The organism is Nocardia sp. NPDC052112 (assembly GCF_040680135.1).
Classification (GTDB): domain Bacteria; phylum Actinomycetota; class Actinomycetes; order Mycobacteriales; family Mycobacteriaceae; genus Nocardia.
This window is the reverse complement of the sequence record NZ_JBFAWD010000036.1, coordinates 48199-71383: the sequence shown is the minus strand read 5'-3', so window position 1 is coordinate 71383 and position 23185 is coordinate 48199. Positions and strand designations below refer to the sequence as shown.

Below are 23185 nucleotides of genomic sequence, written 5' to 3'. Positions count from 1 at the left end.
CGGACACGACGTCGATGACCCCGACCTGAATTCCGCAGTCGCCGAAATGGCTCCGAATCGAGCGTCCGAAATGCAGGCCCGCCGCATTGTCGGCGACCTCCTAGGCGACTCCGACCATGCCGGGGGTCGTGACGTTGCGGAGGCCATGAACCTAGCGCAGACGCTGGCGCGGCAGGTTTCCAACCACGGGGCGGTATTCACGGCACGGCTGTCACCATCCGGGTTGTTGACACTGGATCTCGTCGAAGGTGATGAAACCACCGGGCGCCGATGCGGAGTGGTCTTCCGGCCGATGGGTCCGACCGACACCCACTTGGCCATTACCCGTGCCGATGACGCGGACACCGTCGCCGCCGATGTCGCGCGGATCGCCGATCGCGAGATGGCGCGCCACGGCTGGACCGACGCCGCGCAGTGCACCGCCGCCGGGGTGGTGGTTTCGCGGCGGGTGTCGCACTACCTGAGCGGAGCCCGTGCTCGGTTGGTGACGCTGGACGTGGAGCTGTCCGGCGAACCAGGCAGCAAAGTCCTGACCGTCCGAGCCAAAGGCCACAGCGACCGTCAGTCCTCCCGGTTGGTCGAGCTGTTCCAACGCACCGCTACGGCACCGAATTCCACTGCGACCACACGTTTCTACGGCAATCCATGGTTGGCCGAACTGCACTGGTCAGCCGGGGACGAGCCGGGTGCGGACGGCCCGTTCTTCGGCGAAACCGACACGTACTCGCGCGCGGAATGTCTGTTCGCCGCCGGTGTGGATGCGGTGGAGGCGCTCGGACAAGCCGCCCAGGTGGTCACGGGTGCATTCGAGGAAGTCCCGGACGAGGCCGCGTCACCCGAGACCCGGCAGGCAGCGATGGCCCAGGCCATCGAACTGGTGAACAACCTCGTGCTCGGCGCGGACGCGGCCACCTTGCTGACCGGGGCCATCGTCATGGCACCGCAATGCTTGGAATTCCGTGTCGCAGTGGCCGATCGAGGCCCGGCGAGCGTCGCGGACGGACCCGACGAATGGCAAGTGCAGAACCTCGTCGGACCGGGAGGCGCGAGCAGAGCCGGGACGATGCCGTTGGGCCAGGTGACAGTCACTTGGGCCGCGATGCCGTTGGCTGCGGGCGGAGGCGCCGGCGGAGGCGGAGGCAATGGGGGTGGATCCGGTTCGAGTGGGCCCGGAACGGGTACTGCCGGGCCGGTCGACATGGTCGACACGATCGCCGAAGTTCTTGGCGAAACTCGCGCGTCCGAAGGTGTCTCGAACGAGGCAACCCCGACGCCACCGCGTCGCGATGCCGCCGCCGTCGTCGACGACGCGACCGAGCTGCTGAGCCAGTACCCGGATACCGACTCCGAATCAGCGCACACCGCAACAGATTCCGCCGATACCACAGATGTTTCCGACCAGCCCGCAGCACCTGCGGAAAACAGTCAGGTGTACCACCTGCTCAACGCCCAAATCGGCAACCCACTGATAGCACGCAACCTCGCCGCCAGAGTCCACGCACGCGCCGCGCGAGAACAGCTGCCCACTCAAACCGACGCCGCCGCACAGCGGCTGTTCGAGATTGTCGAAACCGTCTTGGCCGAACACCGAGCCGCCATGGCACAACTCGACCAAGCCCTCGACAACCAACCCGCGCCCAAGAAACAACCCCGCCTCGCCCCCTTCCAACACGGCGGCGTCTTCTTCCACAACCTCCCCGACAACCAACCACCCGCCCCCGAAAACCCCGACGAAGCGTCGGCACCCGACACCCGGCACACCCCCAAATCTGCCACCAACCGCGAAAACACCACAAGCACAGGCAATTCCAACCCCACCCCCGCCGGACACCAGCCCACCACGCCACCACAGGCAGCCACACCGAATCCCCAACAGCACAACACCACCGAGCACGCACCGGAATCGCCCGACACCCAGGCGCTCCCCTCCACCGCAAATGCCTGTACCGAATCCGAGGAATCCAGCAAAACAGCCTCACCAAAGAATACCGAAGAAAACAAGAAGAGCGAATCACTACTGCACCTCGTTCGCACCGACTCCGCCCTAGGCATACGCCTCGGTGCCGAGTTCCTCAACGCGGCCGGCTTCGAAGTCATGCAAGCGATGACCTCCCTGTATTTGATGGAAGAAGCCGGACCGGGAGTGGCGGGCGCCGTCGTCTGGGTTCTCCAGGTGCCATATATCGGTGGCGCACTGCTCGCGGGACATATGGCCGATCACTACTCAGCCAAGAAGCTGGTGTTGGTCGGTAATGGCTTGGCAGCGGTATCAGGAATGACAGCAGCCGGCGTCCTCGTGACTGGCACATCACATTCTGTTCCCGTACTTATCGGAGCAACAATAGGCGAAGCGATCGGCACGGTTATATCCAGCTCCGCCGCCAGCCGCGCATTCCAGGAAATGGTAGGCAAAGCGCAAGGAGCGCTGAACCAATTCAACAACTTCAAAATGAATGCCACCCGAGTTCTGGGAAAGGGGTTCGGGCCATGGGTGGCGAGTGTTCCGTGGTTGGCTCCGTTCATAGATGCCAGCACGAACATCCTGAACATTGCGTCCATGTCACGGATGCCGGAAATCTCGACCGCAGAGCAGCAGACCGTGGGCAAGTCGATCAGTGAGGGCGTGCATGCGATCCAGGACCACCCACTGCGGCGACGTATCAACTACAACAGCGGCCTCACCAATATCTACCTGGGAATGCAAGGGATCGACTTCACATGGCTGGTTGCTCACTACGGCCTCAATGATTTCCAGCAAGGGGCGGCGCTGCTGATCACCCCGCTCGGCGGGGTGATCGGAAGCCTGATACCCAGAAAGTGGTTGGAAAGATTCTCTATCGATACGCTGCTCACCGCCAGAACGGTGGGCCTGGCGGCGACCGCCGTCGTGGAGGCAACCGCACCGAACATCTGGGTGGCCTCGGCAGGATTCGCTGGCACATGGGCCGTGCTCGGTGTGGGTGGAATACCCGTCCGCACCTACATGGCCAATACGATTCCGTCCATAATCCGGGGACGGACAACCGCCGTCCAAACCATAACGATCCGAAGTGCGCTCGCAGTGGGCGGAGGGATGGCCGGCCTCTCGCTCGGGCTATTGGGACACGAATCCACCGCCACAGGCATCGCAGCGGCGTTCGGCACCCTCGCGGGCTGGTCCCTCCAGCGGCTCTTCAAAGCCCGAAAGCTGTTGGACTGCATCAACCAAACATCTCGAGCAACCTGGGCGCTCGGCCTGGACACCGGCATCAAACCCAAGTGGTGGCAAAAAAGCCCCGAACACCTCCAGCGAGCCATCGCGACCCAACTCGTCCAAATCGAGTTCGACCCCGAGACCGAGAACCCTGTCGCCCAGACCATCGACGATGTCAGGAACCTCAAAGACGGAGCCGACACCGCCGTCCTGCTCCTTGCCCTCGGCAAGAAGATGCATTCCATCACCATCACCAACACCGATAACAAACCCGGCGGCAACATCGTCATCTTCGACACCAACATCACCAACCCCGACGACCCGCATACCGACCCCAACGACCCCGACCGCATCCCCCGCGTCCGCACCCTCGACAAATGGAACGAGTCCGATCTCGAATTCGAAGAGGCCTTCGTCGCCTTCCTCACCACCGACGAGGAGGACAACCTCACCAACCTCCACCCGCACCAGCCTGACAAAGAAACCCCGCGCAAGGACGGCAAAGTCCTGGGCCCACTGGGTCCGTCGGACGAGGATGCGTCAACCAGCGGAATCGCGCCGGGCACCCCTGAATCCACACAGTCGACATCCGACAACGCGCCAAGCGACCAAACAAGCACGAACACAGCCGACACCGAACCGAGAAGCGATTCCGTCGACCACGAGTTGCACACCAATCCGCCTGCAGCAGGCGGGGTTGCCGCCGCGGGCAGGGGCGGAGGCCACGATGGTGGAGACGATACGGATGTCCTCCCGCCATCGGCAGTATCCCCATCGAGCGGCCAGGCACCAGCGGAGCAAGCGCCAGCGACCGAAATACCGAACCTCCCCGCTACCCCTCCCGTGGCCGACGACACACCAGCCGAGACGCCGAACAATTTACGAACGGACCAAAGCGGACCGATAATGCTGAGCGGTCGGCAAGCGTTGGACGATCTCGTCGCACAATACGGCGACAGTATCGCTTTCCACGGCTCCTGCAACCCTATTCGCAGGCTCGAACCGCGCCAGGCGAGCTGGGGCGACGGCACCGGGCGACGCTACCTCGACGGCGAGCCGGCTATTGCTGCCGACACCAGCTACGACTTACCCATATTCATCGCGTTGTTCAAGCCAGCAGTGCCCAATAAGGTGGATATTCACGGCGACGGCACCGTCACCTATCGAGTCGCCGGAGCCGATTCCGACGACTTCAGCGACTACGTCGGCTACGTCCACGTGATGCACAGGCGGAACTTCCAGCTGGTCGACCTGGAGGTGCCCGAGGGTTACCCCATTCCCCTCGTTGCTCCTCGCACTCCGGAACTCAGGTCGACCATCCACGTCGAGCCAATTGCCATCGTCAAGGTGACAATCGCGGATTTTCCGCACCCGATCAGCGATTTCGACCCCGTGCACCAGTCCGGTTCGGAGCCGACCGCTGACGATGCGCGGACCACCGAACCTACGGACGGCGAAGTCCCGCAAACACACCCGGCACCGGCTCCCCCTGGCGACGGGCAGCCACCCCGAACCCCAACGGACACCGGAACAGACGCACCGCCGGTCGATGCAACGGGCTTGCGCACCGCGCCCGCCGGCGATGCCATCGCCGAGACACAATCCGCAGCGCACACAACGGCCGAGACCGAAACCCCTACGGAAGCAACCACACCGCCCAGCGGTGGCGAAAGCGGATCGACCACAGCGGAAACAGCCGCCGCCCAACAAGCGCTCGCCGAACTCGGTCACCCGGATGCCCTGGCACTGACTGGTTCGGCCGAGCCGGACCCACACTCCGAACTCGGAGCCGACACCGCACCAGCACCGGAAAGCACGGTGCGACAACCAGAAACGGTGACGTTGTCCGACCGTGAAATCGAAATCCTCCGAATGCTCGTGGCGGGTATGGAATCCACGGAAATCGCGGCCGAGCTGTATATCGCCGCCGCAACTGTCCGCACCCATGCCCGCCGCATCCACCGCAAGCTCGGAGTCAGTGCAGGAACCGAACTCGCGCAAGCGGCTCAGGCGGCGGGAATCGATCTGGAAACGACAACCGGGAATCCCGCTCCCGATTCCGAAGCCCCGCCGACACCGGATCTTGTCAGTACCCCTTATCCGGAGCTTCGCCATTGGGCAGCTACGCTCTACGACGACCACCTCGAATTCCTCATGGCCGACATGCATGCCAAAGCCACCGCCCAATTGGCGGCGTTCCGGTGTGGCGAGCCCGTGCCGGTCGCTGATCTGATCAGCACAGCACGGGCACAGAACGTTTTGGTATGGGAAGCAAGCCACCGTTTCATGGAGCAGGTGTCCCCAGAGTCTATTCCGAATTATGCGGCCTTGTTCCGGGTAGGCCGAAATTTCGTGACCCACCTCCCGGATGCGCGCGAAATTTATGCCGCCGCAAACGATGTATTCAATCTTGTCGGGGCATTACCCACCGAAGCGCCCGCCGGAACGCCGCCACAGGACGCGGCTAATCCAGCAGGACAACTGAATTTCCTACACATGTTTCCACAGCACCTCGGGCGATTGGTTCATCGTATGGAGGAGGGTGTGGCGGTTATTCCGTGGTCGGAGGAATCCACACTCTCTGGAGATGCCGAGCCGACTGTCGAGCATGTGGGGCGTCCTGCCAAAGCCGCTGAGCAAGTGTCTGGGCTCAAACATTACTTCTATACAGTGCGAGCCCATGATCGCACGGACTGGGCGCAAGAAACAGACGCGTATCTGGTGGCCCGGCGGGGAACCGAGTCCGATTCGAAGCTAGCGCATGCCCTCCGGTACCTGTTCTCGGGAGCCGCGGCATTCGTTGCGACCCGTACCGGTTCGGATCAGGCTAACCGCCTGTCATGTCTGGTCACCGCGGCCGAGTACTACCTGACCCGTACTCGCGACTCCGCCGCATTCGCGCTCGACCTTGTTCGTCGAGCCGATGAAGCTTTCGCTGAGACTGTCGCCAGCCTGCCGTCCTGCCAACCGGCGCATGATGCCGCCGAGATGATTGCCCAGCTGCACACAGACCTCACCGACAACTTCGAATCGTCTGCCGACTACGAGGCCCCCTTGTCGATGCGCAATCGCGGTCTCGAGACGCTCACGCAAAGCCAGGGATTCGCAGACGCGCTGGAAGAAACGGTGCAGCAGCTCGGGTCCACAGCACCACAGACCCCCTCACCCCAAGTCCCCCCGGACAACGGTCAGCCACCCCGAACCCCAACGGACCCCGAGACCGACGAACAAGCCGATACCGCCGCGAGTTCCACACCGGACACAAAACCAGAGGGAACAACAGCCAACCCATCCACACCGCAGAACAGCCCTGGGACTCCCCGCCGCACAACCAAACCGACCCACCGCCCGCGGCGCGGCGGCTTGTTCGGAACCGGAGGCGCCCCCGTCCCCGACCCCGACGACCCATTCAACGACAACGCCTTCGCCCTGAACCGCAACGGCAGAGCGAAACACAAATGGATCAACAATCTCGCACAACCCCACGCCGACGGAGGCGGCTTCCCCCGCGGACACCTCGAACCAGATCCGGAACAACCACCAAACTCCGCCAACACCTCAGAGAGCGACGACAACCCACACACCAACCCACCCGTCCTACACCCCGTGCTCCGGTTCGACCCCGACACCGACCCCACGGCAACGCCCGGTGAACCACTCGCCGACTACCCGGTCACGCCGATGGGTGATCGGGGTGAGAGCGACGAGAACTCCCGATCCACGCCGAGTCAAGCCGAAACCCCCGCCCCCACAACCGACGCCACCGAAACACCGCACGAAACACGCGACAGCACAGAACTGCCCGTCGTGGATGACGGCCGTGCGGATCCGCAGGTGGCTGCGGCCGCCAACTCTCCGAGCGGGCAAGCCGACAAGGGGACAACACCATGGGATTCCGCCGACACGGGATCAGAGGGTCAGGTCCCGAAGACACCGTGGAACAGGCGTCGATCCCCCCGCGCGGCGACTACTCCACAGGACCGTGACGACCACAAGCCCACGAATCCCTGGGCCGGAAAGAAAGTTCGGTCCTCCGCGTCGACTCCGGTGGCGTCAGGTAGAGGTGCGTCCCCTGCCGCCTCAGACGAGCAACTTCGACAACTGATCGATGAACATGTCGCGCAGGGGCATCCGGAACAGGCCGTCGAGCTGATTCGGGAACACTTCGTAGTCAAGGTACTCCCGTGGATCCAGACGAAGGTGCATGCGCCTCGAGCGGCTGCCGAAATTTTCGACGGGGCATGCAGGGGCGCGATTGGACGTCTCGGCCAGATCGGTGACCGGGGTGTCGAGGAATGGGTCGTGCTCAACGCGCGAAACTTGATGGCGAAACACCTCGAGTTCGTCCAATTCCGACAGCGCATCTGGGACATCTTCGTCGCAGGTGCCGACGTCGATGACCGCGGACCGGAAAGCCAGGCGCTCGCCCGAGCGGACCGAGAAGTCATCGAAAACGGCATCCACGCGGTTCTCGGCGCCGACCAGCAGCGGAAGGTCTGGCAGCTGTGGCCGACCCGACGCAGCGCGTCGGCCGCGAAACCACTGCCCCCCGCGGACGTCGAGACCAAGGACCCCGTGCTGTGGCACGCTATCCGGAAGTTGGCTGGCAAGATCGGCGGTCGCGAGCGTGCCAAGGTCGATACCGCCGCCAACCGGCTGGCCTCGTTGCTGGCTCCCGCAACCGATAAATCGACCTCGCGGTCCGCACCGCCGACGACTGGCGGGCTGACCGAGCGTGAGCGCGCCGTGCTCGAATTGGTCGCGCAGGGCATGACAGATCGACAGATCGCGACAGCGCTCGGCATCACCTATCCCACCGTGCGCTACTGCCTCGAACGCGCTGCACTCAGACTCGGCACCAGTAAAGACCGGAATACGCTCGTGTCGGTGGCCACACAGCGGCAACTCATCGGTCACGATGATCCACTTCCCGCGGACCGCACATCGGCAGCGACAACCGCCCCGCCCGCCTCCGACCCCCCTGGCGATGTCGAAGAGAGAGCGACGAAGGCCGACACAGGCGAAGTACCTGTTGAGGACGTCCGCGCCAAGCCAATTGCCGGGCATCCACTCCGTGAATCGGATAACCGACCGTCGGTCCGGTCCACCTCCAGCCAACCGACCGACCCAGCACCGAACAACAGCACCACACCAAGTCCACAACCTGCACCCCCTGGCGGCGGACAACCGCCCACTCCACCCGAAAACGCCACCGACACACCACCGACAGCGAACCTCGCGGAACCCAACCCAACCGACGCCAGCTACCGCGACCAACCCGAACAACGAGCCGAAACAACCCCTGCTCCAGCGGCCGCCACACCTCCTGACAGCGACGAAGGCAGTTCGACCACAACCGAAACCGATGAACCCGAAGGTGCCCGCCAAGAACTACCTCCCGGGCTCGATGCGACACAGGCAGAGGCCGAAGCGACCGGACAGGCGACAGCGGAGGACGGTCGAAGTGAGCAAGCCACCCGCTTCGTACTCACCACCGATGACATCGAGGAGTTCGTCACCGGGCTCGCGAACATGGTGCGCGAAGAGCAGACCAGCCGAGTCCAGGCCGATCTGTACTACAACTCCTTCACTCCAGCCGATCTCGGCGCTAGATTGCGGCAGCAACCACTTATTCCCGGTCTTATCGAAGTCGTTGCGGTAACCCGTTCCGGCGGAGCTGTCCGCGTCTTCTCCCATGATGCGGTCTTCGAAACGGCTCCCGATATCTCCGGCACCGTCGTCGTCCTCGACAACCCCCCCGGGCTCGAGCAGATCAGTGATGCGAGTCATGCCGTGACGTCGGGTTTGGTTACGACCACTCATACCGAAAGTCGAACCACGACAAGCGAATCCGGAACGAACAGCCGATCCTTGACCCTGTATTTGATCCGGGCGAAAGGAGTCACCCACAGGCAGATACGAGAAGCTCTGAAGTTGCCGCCCCCGCACCCGCCCAATGTCACGATCCAGAGCAACGGTCTCACGGTGCGTTGTGAAATCATGCTTCACCACGAGGCGAGCCAGGGACACACCGCCTATATCGCCTACGACCTCCCCGAGGTCGACAACCCCGAATTCGATGCCGTGCGCTGGATGATCGACGACGCATTGCTGGCTCATCTTCCAGGCGAGCCGATAGCGGTCCACGAATTCTATGACCATCGTGATTTCTCCGACCAGGCCGACGAGCCACGGATAATCGGCCCGCGACTGTCGTCGGCCGCATCCGCTTCCGTGGCGCCCGAGGCCGAAGCACGAGCGCTCGAGACCGATGACGATCCGGAACCACCCGCCCCCGCACCGCGCCCAAAACCACGACACGCCCCCCTCATCGGAGCCGGAGACCCCGTCCCCGCCTGGGACGGACGCGACGGCGACCCCTTGGATGGACCGAAGAAGCGCCAGCCGCGGTGGAAACAGATGCAAGAGCTCGGACAGGTCCATATCGACGGCGCTGGTGCGGCACGAGGAAACCAACCCGACAACACACCAGAATCCGCAGACCCGCCCCAGCACACGCCCGACAGCCCCAACTCTCCAGCAGAGTCACAATCCGAAAGCGACGCGCGGTCGTTCCACGCCACCACGCCAGATACCGGATCGCCTCATCTGGCCCCCCTGACGAATAACGCGCAGGAAGCCCAGACCGGCACGCCCGGTTCGGAGCCGACCACTGACGATACGCGGACCACCAACCCCACGGACGGCGAAGTCTCGCAAGCACACCCGGCACCGGCTCCCCCTGGCGGCGGACAACCACCCCGTACTCCAACAGACACCGAGACAGCGGCACCGCCGATACCAGGTCTCGCAGAACTAGACCAAACACCCGAAACCGATTCGGCGGCAAGCAGTTCCGCTGAGCACACCTCCGGTGCGACTCGAGGACGAAGCTCCGAGACCGACGGACAAGCCGACGCCGCCACGAGTACAACACCGGACGCGAGATCGGAGGGCACAGCAGCCGACGCATCGACGCAGGACAGCAGCACCGAGCCGCCCCGTCGCACAACGAATACGACCCACCCCGCGCGGCGCGGCGGCTTGTTCGGAACTGGAGGCGCCCCCGTCCCCGACCCCGAGGACCCCTTCGACGACAACGCCATTCCCGTGCACCGCAACCGTGCGGCGACACGAAAGTGGATCGAAGGAGTCACACAACCCCATGCCGACGGGGGCGGCTTCGGCCACGGGCACCAAGGATCGGATGAGGATCGACCACCAGGTTTCGCCAACACCACAGGGGACGACGACAGCTGGACCAGCAGCAGCCAACCCGACCCGCTTTCCGAGACAACCGCAGCACCCGCATACATGGACTGGACCCACGGTGGCAGTGCTTTTCCGGATGAAAGGGCCGCGGCGGCGATACTGGCCCTGCCCGCACATTCGGGATGTTTGGATCCCGGCCTGACGCTCGACTTCATCCCGTTCTTCGCATCCAACGGTCTGCAAACGGAGGCGGACGTGGAGGTGGTCGCTGCCGCCGTAGCCGAAATGATGCAGGCGCGCGGGTGGCGCGAACCGAGTCAGATCGAGGCTGCAGCCGAGTTGGTCCGCGCTGCTGGTCTGAGCGCAGTGCGGTATATGTTCAGCTATACGTGCGCGCTGCAGCAGGCCGGTGCCGGGGCCTACGCCCCCGAGTACGAGATGCAGGCGCATCTGACACTGCGGATGACCACCGAGGCCGATGCCCGGTCACTACACGTGTCGTTCGAGCTGACGCAGTATCGCCCCGAGCGCGATCCCATGATCGAAGACCTCACCGGGCTTGCACCGCTGTACAGCCACGACCAGATCGGCCCCGAGGTGCGGGCCCCGCTCACCTGCGCGACCGATTCGAATGTGGAGCAATGGGGCGAGGTCTGGGCCCGATTCGACGAGCCACGACCAGCGGATTCCGATCACAGTGCTGCCATCGAGCCGCCGCCGCAGAGCGACCTCGAGGCCAAGGCGCGTATCGCCCGCCGACTGTACGACGACCACCACATCCGCATCACGGGGTGGGAGGATCCGGCAATCCCGGTATCGGCCATAGAATCCGCCGACCGCGCTCTGCGCGACCGCATCGCGGAATACGGCGGCCGCCACGCCCTGCGTGACGTGCGGTTCGAAGACATCCCCGCAGAATTCGGCCTGACCGAGTCATACGGAACTACGACGGAGGATGCCCGAGATCACTACACGACGATCCTGGTGAACCGGCAACTGTGCACCAACCCGGAAACGAGGCAACGCTGGGAACAGCTCCAAGCGGACCATTTCTTGGCACAGTCGACCGAGGACATGGTCTACCAGACAATCCACCACGAATTCCTGCACGTGGTGGCGGCCAATACCAACTGGATACTGCATGACATGGCACCGTCCATGCTGCGGGAGGCCTTCGAACTGTACAAAAGTCAGGGTTTGATCCCCGACGGTGTCGGGTTCGACGACGAGCTGGCGTTGCTTCCCGCCTATGTGTTCATGTACGGCATGCGTGCGACCGCGACACTGAGCCCGATCGAGGGCCTAACGGAAGGGGCAAGGGCCGGTGCGGTCGAGGCGTCGTTGCCGCTGACCCATCTCGGGCGGGTACTGCATTGGCTGACAGTCACCCGCGACGGATCTTCCCCGGCACCGATCCTGGCGAAGTGGGCGCACATGCTGGCCGCCGCTGGACCGAACTGCCGAAATGTGTTGCTGCTCTTGCAGGACTTCCGGGAGGTAACCGGCCGAGCCGATCTCGCCGTGCCCGCACAGCTGCGCCCCGAGGACACGGCCGCCGAAGTGGTCGAGGCCGCAACCGGCGGCTGCCTGCAGGATTTCACCGATATCGGTGCGGTCGATACCGAATTGCGGGCAATGGGGCGGATGTTGGACAGCCAGGGCGACCGGCTCGGCGACGGGGTATCGGCCATCGTGGTCGAACCGTCAGAGACCGAGAACGACCGCGTCCATTTACTCGTGCGGTGCCGCACCGAGGATGGGCGGGAGCGAGTCGAGCTGCGAAATCCGGGCGAAGGTGTGCTGCGCGCCAACCACGTGCCCATCACCGGAACGTCACAACCTGTCCAGGCAATTATCTTCGGCCCGGCCGGCGGACCGGCGACAGGCGAGACGGCCGGCGCGCCTCCGGATGGAAGTACCGCCGCCCCGCCCCAGGAGGGGCGCTTCGACTTCACCGCCGATCACGCGGCACTCGGACTCCCAGCCGTCCGCAAAAAAAACCCACGACATGCCCCTGGCGAGGGCGTTATGGGCAACGCCTTCCTGCTCTTCCACCATCACCCCGACGACCCACACGGCCGGGAATGGAACGACCAACCGGGTCAAAGACCCGACAACGCACCGCACCCAACCGAAGTGCCCGCGCCCGCCGAGCCAGCGGAGCTGCCAGCAGGTCCCGCGCAAGCACTGGCCCGAGCCGATGCGTCGGAGAGCAGCCAGGCCGAGAACGAGGCCGACACCGATATTCCCAAGCAATGGCTAGCGGAACGTGCTCGTGACCGGGAGCGCATCGCTGCGGTTCAATCGGGCGATGTCGACGCCTTCGATGAGTTGTACAGGAACTACTGTGGACTTGCCACCAGAGTTGCCGCGGAAATTCTCAGTGAACCGACCGACGTCGAGGATGTGGTGGCCGATCGCTTCGTCGCTTTGTTCGCCGCCATCCGCCGGGGTGCCGGGCCGACGGGAAGCGTCGGCGCATATTTGTCGGTGTCGGTCTACCGTGCCGCAATCGCATTCCGCGATCGTCCCGACCGACCGCTCCTCATGGCTGGCTTTCAACAAAGCAGCGACCGGTCTGCGCGCAATCCGGGGAGTGAGGTAACGGAGGATTCCGCAATCGGTCTCGCGTTCAAGGCACTGCCGGAAAAACTACGAACAGTCCTGTTGCTCACCGCAGTCGACGGCCGTACCCGCGAACAGGCGGCGGAGCAGCTCGGGTCGACGCCAGACGAAGTGGGGAGGCTCGCGGCCTTGGCCCGCGGCATGGTAAGGGCCATCGTCGCCAGGCAAACCACGCCGACCACCCGAGCAGCGGACTCGGAGTGGCCCGGGTTGGGTCTTCTGAGCAACAACCAGGCGAACCAACCGATCAAAGAACCGTCGGTTGCCCCGAGGTTGTCCGAAGAACAGGTGAAGCTCCTCCGTTTGCTCGCCACGGCCATGACCTATCCGCAAATCGCCGCGGAGCTCAGCATTTCCTTAGGCGCGATGCAGGCGCGGCAAGCCAAAATCGCACGCGAGTTCGGAACCGGTGACAGAGCCGAGATACTCGCGGCAGCATGTATCTGGGGTCTCCTCACCGAAGAACTCGAATCGACGGCCCCCGAGCAACAGGCACCGACTGATCCGCAGGTCGATTCGTCCGCGGCATCGGCTGATCCGGTCGTCACGCCTGCTCCGTTGAATTCGATGGCCATCGAAAAACTTTCGCGCCGTGAAGCCGACGTTGTCGGTCTGGCAGCACGTGGACTATCAATCCATGCCATCGGGCAGCAGCTGAAAATCGCACCGCACACTGCAGAGAGCCATCTCGGTCGCGCCGCCAAAAAGCTGGGCACCAAGGGACGGGATGCGACGGTAGCCGCGGCAACACGCCCGGAGAACCCGTCCGAGAACAGCGAAAGCGGTTCGACCACAACCGAAACCGCCGCGCCCAAGCCACCCCCCACACCCCAACCCAAGCAAAAACCACGACACAACCCCCTCATCGGAGCCGGAGACCCCGTCCCCACCTGGGACGAACGCGACGGCGACCCCTTCGATCGGCCGAAGAAGCGCCAACCGCGGTGGAAGCAAATGCAAGAGCGCGGACAGGTCCATATCGACGGCGCCGGTGCGGCACGCGGAAACCAACCAGACAACACACCAGAACCCGCAAACCCACCCAACACACCAACACAATCACAATCCGACAGCGACGCACCATCGCTCCACACCACCACGCCAGCTACCGAATCAACTCATCCCGCCCCCCCGACAAATAACACGCAGAATGCCCAGACCGGCACACCCGACACAAAGCCGACCACCGACAACACACAGACCACCAACTCCACCAACAGCCAAGCCCCACAAGCACACCCAGCACCAGCACCCCCCGGCGGCGGACAACCACCCCGGACCCCAACAGACACCGAGACAACCACACCGCCGATACCAGATCTCGCAGAACTAGACCAAACACCCGAAACCGAACCTGGGACTCCGAGAGTCGCTGATCGCGCACGAACCGCCTGGTCCTATCTCGTCGACAACCTACTCGGGACCTCCGATCGGCCGCCCACGACCGCGCCGACCGAGGAAGACCTCGATGCGATCGAACAAGAGATTCGGGATCGAGCCGACCAGTCCGTACCCGTCGAACTCGAAGCCACGGACGAGCAGATCCGACTGGCCGAGGGCGCGTTGGCAAAACTGCCGGACTACCTGGGGCCGACCGCGTCGCTGGCGTCGCTCACAGCGCCGGTGGATCCCGATCAGGTAGTCGCTCAATCGTGTACACGCGCAAAACAAGTCGCGCGCTGGTGGCATGCGCTCAGCGATGACGAGCGAGACGCGATGGTCGCGGTGCATCCGCACGTCATCGGCAATGCCGACGGTGTCTTGTATGCGGTCCGCGACGTCGCGAACCGACGTTCCATCAATCTCGATATCGGCGAATTCCTGAAACGCCGGCCCGGAGATCCGCAAAGTTTCCTGGCTCAGCTGCGGCAGGTGGGGAACGGCCGCGTCCTGACCCCCGCCGAGACCCGGCACCTGACCAATCTGGTCCGAACTCGACGACAACTCGCGGCCATCGAGGAGGAAGTGCGGGATATCGGTTCTCCCGTAATACAAGTGATCGCCTATGACGCGACCGCCTACGATGGCGACGGCCGGTGCACAGTGGCCATCGATGACGCCGACAAAGGCGAGTCGATGACCCGGAATATCGGTGGCGTCGGAACCACCTTGCAGAAACTGTGGCTCCGCGCGAAATCCGGTATCGCACAGTTCGAAGTATCAGCGCGGCACGCTCCGCGGACCAGGGCGGTGACCATTGTCGATATCGGGTACCACCACCCGAACACACTCGAAGAATTGTGGTCATCGGAACTCGCCGAACAAGGTGCGGCTGTCCTGGCCGCGGACATCGCCGCCTACGATGCGACCCGCGCGGCCTGGACCGAGCTGACCGGCGCCGCACCCCTCCGATTGCGCACCGTGGCCGCCCACAGCTACGGCTCGACCACCCTCTGCTTCGCGGGGCAGGACGGCCAACTCGCCGACTACATCGACCAGATCATCATCACGGGCTCACCCGGGGCCGGACCGATGACGCACGCCGCGGAATTCGGTATCGGTGCCGAGAACGTATTCGTCATTGCCGACGACCGCGATCCGGTGTCGAAGGTCGGTGGCGACATCGGGGTGTCAGCGCAACGGTACTTCGGCTTCAGCCATGGGGCAGATCCCGCAGGCCGAGGGTGGGGTGCGACCCGACTCAGCTGCGCGCAATCGCAACGTGTGTTCAACGTCAAACAGATCCATGGTGGCTACTACGCCTTTGCCGATCTGTCGAATCGAGTGCCTACCACCTCGTTGAACAATATCGCGCTGGTTTGCGCAGGCCGAGCTAGCTCGGCCGAACGCGCCCCGCACCGGACCGCCGAGAGCGGACGTGGCCGGTTGCGGGATCTGATCTGGTGGCGCGCCGCGAATACGGTCACAGATGACACCGACGAAATCATCGATTCGGACCCGACGCAGGGAAACCAGCGCCAACCCGGCGCGACTGACAACCCCCCGCAGACGAAACCCGCTGGTGGCGCCGAGCAGCAGGCGTCACCCACGACGCCACGCGGAGGTGGCCGTGCCAACCCGCCGGGGCCAGCGGTTCCATTCCACGAGTTCGACCTTCACGACGCACTCGACCTGCAACCCCGACGCGGACCGCGCCGACCACGCATGGGCGGGCCCGGATTCGCCGGAATCCCTGACGGCGCAGTCGCTTTCCACCACGACCCCGACGACGGCCAGGAGTGGGGATCCGCCGAACCCGGGGCACAACCTCCCGCTCAGGCCACCCCCGGCGAGAACGCACACCCGGACCAAAACGGTCAACCGGCAACAGCCACCGATGCGACGCCAGGGTTGGCTGCGGCGCCGGGCCACGCGCTCGAGACCGCCGAGGGCGACGCTGCGGAGGTGGCCACGGAAACGGCCGGTCCGGCTCTGGAAACACCTTGGAACAGTCGTCGATCCGCCGCGACGAGTGCCGTCGATCCGGAGTCGTTACTCGAGCAAGCCGTCGCCCGGCGTGACGAGCTGGCCGAGCAGTTGGAAATCGATCCAGCAGTATTCTTCGCGCCGGGCACCGAAAACTTGAAGCAGCTGCGCGCCACGTGCAATAAGGCCGCGCAGGATAATCTCGACCAATTCCGCAACGACAGGAATCTGCTCGCCGCAGCCGAACGAGTCATCGAACTCGAGAACGAAATCCGTCATCTCGACAAGCTCGCCGCAGCGGATCGCGAAGGCGAATCACGCGGCATGCAGGTGTGGGACACCGTGGACGAGCTCTCCGAGAAATACGAGCTCGATCCCGATGATCCGGCCGCGCTGCGGGCCGAACGGGACCGGATCGGGGATCTGCTGGCAGACCACTTGGGCGTGGCCCCAACGGCTTTGGGCATGTGGATGCTGGACTTCTTCGAATTCTGCGGGGTGCCGTTCGACGATCCCTGGCACCGGGTCGCTCGACGGTACGGCGAGCTCGCCACGCTTACCGCGCTGGCCGCCGAGCTCACCGAGCTGAACGCGGGGCTCGGCGAACTCGAACGGCTGATGGAGCAGCGGCGCGCGGCGGTCGCGCGGCGTGAGCGGCTACGCGCCCGACTCGGCGCGGTGGCCGACATCGCCGCACTCGGCTTGTTCGATCCGGTCGAGCCGCACCCGCCCTTCGAACCGAGTTCCGTCGAGCTCCGTCAGACCTGCACGGAAATACGCGATCTCGATGCCCGGCTCGACACGATCGCCGATCAGCTACTCACCGTCGCACCACAGCCCCGGCAAGTGCTGCCGACGCAAGTACCGGGTGGCAGCACGTCTCGTGGCCGAGACGCAGCCGCGACGGCCGAACAGGTGTCCAATATTCGCGAGATGTTGGAGATGGATCACCTGCTGAGTGAATCCACTTGGGACTCAGATCTTCTCGGCACGGAGGCCTTCCATTTCCTGAATCGGGACCAACGGTGGAACATGGTCGGACGGATGACCGGGCGGGTCGACCTCAGTCACGTGCCGGGGCGGTGGCTGGACCGAGACGCGCGGGCGGTCATCGCCGAGATGAAGCGCATCGCGGCCAGAAATATCGAAGCGCTGCAGGGCGCCGGAGAAGACGCCGTGCGCGCTCTCAATCTGCTCAACGCGCGGCTCGACGCCGCTGTGGCCGCGATCATGATGGCCGAGGAGATCGCCCCCCGACTGCCCGGGGAACCCCCCGTTCAGATCTTGCGGTTCGGTCCCGGCGAGTTCGTCTTGATCATCGGTGACGTCGACGCCGCCGACGAGGTACACCTGACTGTGGCTGGCCGTGACCTGACCTTGGAATCGGTGACAGCGGGTATCACCGGGCTGGCCGCGGGTATCGAAACATCAGCGCGAACTACCCCTGGCCGCCGAGTCGCCCGGGGGATGTGGATCGGGCACGCCGATCTCGAGGGCGCGGTCACGAGATTGAAATCCCAGGTAATCGGGCTGTGCCGAATGCGTGAGTACTACGCCACGCAGCCCGGTGGCCGACCAGCGCTCGGCGGGATTCATCTCGATTCGAGCGGCTCCCCGGGCGACGCCACAGTGGTCGCCCTGGCCGAGTTGGACCAGGATCTGACACTTCACCTGGCCGCACCGCAGCCTCCGACAGCACCTCGAATCCAGGACGGCTCCACCGAATCGCACACCCCGGACGACCGCGAACTGTCCTGGTACGACCCGGAGCTGGCAACACTGATGGAAGGCGCCCGAGATTGTCTGATGTGGGTGCTGTCCCAGCTGTGGCTCGCAGGCGTCCCGGTGACAATGCCGGACAGACCACTTTCACCCAAAGGTGCACTACCCAGACAATTCTCCGAATTGACCAATGCCGGTTGGGATCTGCACCGGCTCACGTCGGACGACGAGCACAGTGGTCTCGCACCGGAGGAGCGGCGCACAGCTCGCGACAAGGCCGCCGATCTGGTCAAAGGCCACGGCACCGGTGCGCAAGCTGTGCTGGTGAACCAGCATCCCGATCTCTGGGGCGCGCACGCGACCATGATGGAGGTCGACCAGAACCTTTGTGTCCACGAAGGTGATCTCGTCGGCTACGACGCGAACAAGAAGCGGCTGGATCGTGCAGACCGCGAGGAGGAATGGCACGAATACGTTCGGGGAACCGACGGGCCCGACGGAGAAGAGATATTTGTAGCGATATTCGGAAGCGACAGGCTGCCGGTCATCGCGTTCGATCCGCTAGCGCCCGTCCCCGGCGATCCGGGATACGGCTATTCCGATAAATGGATCGGCTCCCCCCTGCCGAAGCCACCCGGCGACTCGGACCCCAATCCCCCCGAACCATCCGGCGCCGTACACAGCAGGGACTCGGATGATGGCGCCGCCCCATCGGCTGCGCAGGGCGACCAGCAGCAACCCGACGACACAGCGACAAACGAAGGCACGAAAGAGCCTGACTCGACCGCAACAAGTTCCGGCACTCCGAACGAGGCCACGACTGCGCGCCATGCCGACCAATCCGCGACCGGCAACGTCGCGCCGGAGCAACTCAGGCAGCTGGTCGAACAGCATGTCGCGCAAGGCCATCCGGAGCAGGCAGTCGACCTCATTCGCGCACAATTCGGCGCGCAGGTGTTCCAGCTGGCTGAACGGGCCGTCGGGCGCTCATCGGCGCAGGAGATCGCCGACGAAGTATGTGCGACCGCGATCAAACGGTTCTCCCAGATCAACGACGACATGGGCATCGAGGAATGGGTCGTTACGATCATCGCCGGAAATATCGTGGGACAGCACCGCCACGCGGCCGCGATCTGGCAGCTGGTCCGGAATTTCGTCATCCGGGGTGCCGGTCTGGCGGAGTCCGATCCACTGATCCAGGTCTGGGCCGAGGCGTCCACCTCGGACGTCCGACGCTGCCTCAACGCCCTTACATCCGATCGCAGGGGTCGCATTGTTCGATTCGCCATGGCTACCGACGGCGTGAAATCGGTCGGGCAGATTCCGCCCCGTATGGTCTGGCGCGCGGCCTGCGAATTCGCGGTCGGGATCGCGGCCGCAGGAGGCATCCACGCACAGCTACCCACTTCGCCGCAGTCGGATCGTCAAGCGTCCACTCAGGGGGTCGAAACACTCACTTCCACAACAGCTTCAGCCCCCTCCGAAGCGCCGGGGGCGCGCCGGGGCCGTAGTCCGAGGCAAGGGGAGCTGACCGAATTCGAGATCGAAATGCTCCGCATGGTCGCGGCGGACTGGACAACCGCTGAGATCGCGGAAGCGAATGAAATAGCCCCCCGCGCCGTCTACACCCACATCGAACGCATCCGCCGCAAGCTCGACACCCGAGGCGATCGCGCCGAGCTTGTCGCGGTGGCCAAACAAAGACACATCATCGGTGACGACGATCCGCCCGCCATGGCGAAGAAACCGCGCCCGGCCCAACCACCGGTGGTCCACGAGGTACCCGCCGCCGAAATCGCGGCCGCCTTGGCCGGCAGCCTCATCCTCGACAGGCTGCCACCGATCGTGCGAGAAGCGTTGGACAACAACCGGCCCGCGTTGGAAAAGTGCATCGATGAGCTCACCGAGACTCAACGGGCCTGCCTCGATCACCGATTCCGGCGCGCGAAGAGCCTCAAGACCACCGCGACGGCGTTGTACAGCAACGTCAATGCGGTCAAGGTGATGCAACGGGCTGCCGTTCTCCGCCTTGCTCAATTGTTGGAAGCGGACGCGGGTAACCAACCGTTGCAGGTGGTCGAAAATGCCTTGCTCCACAATCGAGCGGCATTCGACCATCACTTCGCTGAACTCAGCGAAAAACAACAGACAGCGATCGAGCTGCGGCTCATACAGAACCAACCGACGGATGAGGTCGCGCAGGTACTGGGGCCGGACCACAGAAATACCTTTTATAAGGGCATCCAGCGACTTGCCGCACTACTACTCGGAGACGCCGAGACACGGGCAGGGACAGCTGCGGAACCGGCCACTGAGCCGACCGGATCACCCCAACCACACCAACGCGCCCGCAGTGGTGGCCGGACCGCCGATGGGCAGTCGCCGCCACCCCGCAAGGCCGACGAAACCGAGCACGGCACTGTCCGCAACGACCCCACTCCCCATGTCCCCGAGCCCCAACAGAAACCACGACGCAGACCCCTGGTCGGCATGGGCAACGTCGACGCCCCCTGGGACGGAGGAGAATTCAAGTTCGGACAGGCGCGCAAACAGGTTGCCCAACACGCGATCTGGCACCACGACGGCGGCGGCGCACACCGCGGAAAACCCGAACCCGACCAACCGGACGCCACCAGCGCCGAACCCGACAACCGTCGCACGCCGAACCCACAACCCCAACCGACCGCAGCACCCCCCGGCGGCGGACAACCACCCCACACCCCAACGGACACACCGCCGGTCGGTGCAATCGGCTTGCCCACCGCGCCCGCCGGCGACGCGACTGCCGAGACACAATCCGCAGCTCACACAACGGAGTTGGTGCGGCAAGCGCTGGAAAAGCGCGGACCAGATGCCACGAGCGCTCCGCACGAAGACACTTTGCTGCCGGAACCAACCAGCGAGACCGAGCGGCGCACGGAATCCGAAGCCGCAACCGATCACGATCCGGCGGCATCCGGCGCTGCCGGCACCGGCTCGAATCCGGTCACCGGCGCGACCGCGCCGAAGGTGCTCGCACAGGCCGCAGAATCCGAATGGCTCGGTCTCGCAACCGAAGCGGGGACAGCCGATGAAACCGCGGCCGAACAAAGCGATCCAGCCACTGCTCGCGAAAATCGCTTCGGCGCAACCGATCCGGGTTGCAGAGCTGCCACCGATGGCGCGACAGCAACGCTCGACCTCGTGACAGCGACGACCACGCTACTGATCGAGTTGATGAACAGCGGACAAATCACCAGCGTGCAGCTGACCCAGCTGTATCTGGAACGCATCGAAGCACTTTCGGCACTGAACGCGGTGATCGGCATCAATCCGCATGCGTTGGAAGAAGCCCGCCGAGCCGACGAAATCCGGCAATCAGGCGCCGAGCACGGGCCACTGCTGGGGATGCCGGTCATTGTCAAAGGCAACGTCGATATCAAAGGCATGCCGACCACGGCAGGCTCGGTGGCCCTGGCGAATTCATACCCCGCAGCGGACGCCACTCTGGTGTCGCAATTGCGTGCTGACGGTGCGGTGATCCTCGGGCACGGCAATCTCACCGAGTTCGCGTTCTATCTGAGCAGCAAGATGCCTCGCGGCTACAGCTCATACGGCGGCCAGACCCTCAACCCACACGACGAGGCTTTGACGCCGGGAGGCTCCAGCGCGGGACCCGCCGTCGGTGTCAAGGCCGGATTCGCGCCGCTCGGCATCGGCACCCAAACATCCGGCTCGATCCTGGATCCGGCCAACTACAACTCGATAGTCGGACTCAAACCGACTGTCGGTGCTGTTCCCCGCACGGGCATCGTGCCCATCGCGACCACCCGGGACACGGCAGGTGCGTTCAGTACGGACGTCACCGGCACCGCTATGTTGCTGACGGCGCTCGTCGGCATCGATCCGCAAGACCCGGCGACCGCGCACAACCCACTGGTAGGCCACGACTTCACCGAGGATCTGAAGCCGGACGCTCTCCGCGGAGCCCGGCTCGGCGTCATGACGGCAGGGATTCCACCGGAGGATGCCCCACAACGCCCCTTGTGGGACGCGGCACTGAATACGCTGGCGGCTCAGGGCGCAACCCTGATCACCGTCGACTTGGACACCACCGACAGCTTCCAGAACAACGAACCACCGTGGTCGAGTGTGTTCACCTACGAGTTCAAGCGGGATCTGCTCGCATACTTGTCGCGGCTACCGGCCGACGCCCCGATCAAGACCCTGGCCGACCTGACCGCCTACTACACCACTCACGCCCATACGGCCCTGAAGTACGGCCAGGACCTGCTCCTGGCCGCCGAGGCAATCGACCTCGGCCCGGAAAGTCCCGATACCGCGAAATATCTGGCCGACCTCGAGCTGGATCTCGCCGAAAGCAAAACCCGGATCGACTCGGTGATGGCCGAACACAACCTCACCGCTTTGGTATCCGTCTACAACTACGGAACGACCATGGGTGACAAGGCCGGATACCCGGGCATCATCGTTCCCGCCGGTCGCACGCCAGCCGACAGCGACCATCCAGCCGGAGAGCACGTCAACGTCACCTTCCGGGCCGGCGCGTGGAGCGAACCGACACTGATCAGCTACGCCTACGCTTTCGAGCAAGCGCACGCGGTACCCCGAACACGACCTCGGTTCGCAGAGCAGATGTACCGAGCCGCTATTACGGAGACGCCACCGAACCCGCACACGCCCGCCGAAAACGAAACCGCGGCGGCGCCGGCCAAAGTCCCTGCCACCAGCTCGAATCCAGTCACCGACGCTACCGCACCACCGGTCACCGAATCGCGGTCGACCGTGGACACCGCGGGCGATGACCAGCCTAAGCCCAGCACCACATCTGCCGATACCGGCAATGGCGCGAACCCGCAGGACGAGACCGACGCGCAATGGCAAGCACGCTTCGACGGCGAAATCCAGAGTACGACAATCGAATCACCTGCTGACGATGCTCCCACCGAGTCGGTGGCAGACCAGCCGCGCAGTCGGCCGGGGCCAGGGACCGATCCCAAGCTGCCGACCCAGCCGCCGGAGGGCACCGCAGGCGCGCCCGGATTCGGCCTGCCCCAAGGACCATAG

General features: G+C 64.4%; 1 protein-coding gene (cut by a window edge). It reads left to right on the top strand.

Annotation, left to right across the window (positions count from 1 at the left end; translation table 11 throughout):
- Positions 1-23185, top strand: the 3' portion of a protein-coding gene (locus AB0L58_RS39215; RefSeq protein ID WP_364395662.1) for an MFS transporter. The gene continues 11351 nt to the left of window position 1, outside the view; the window shows 23185 of its 34536 coding nt (coding positions 11352-34536); the start codon falls outside the window, past its left edge; the stop codon is at positions 23183-23185.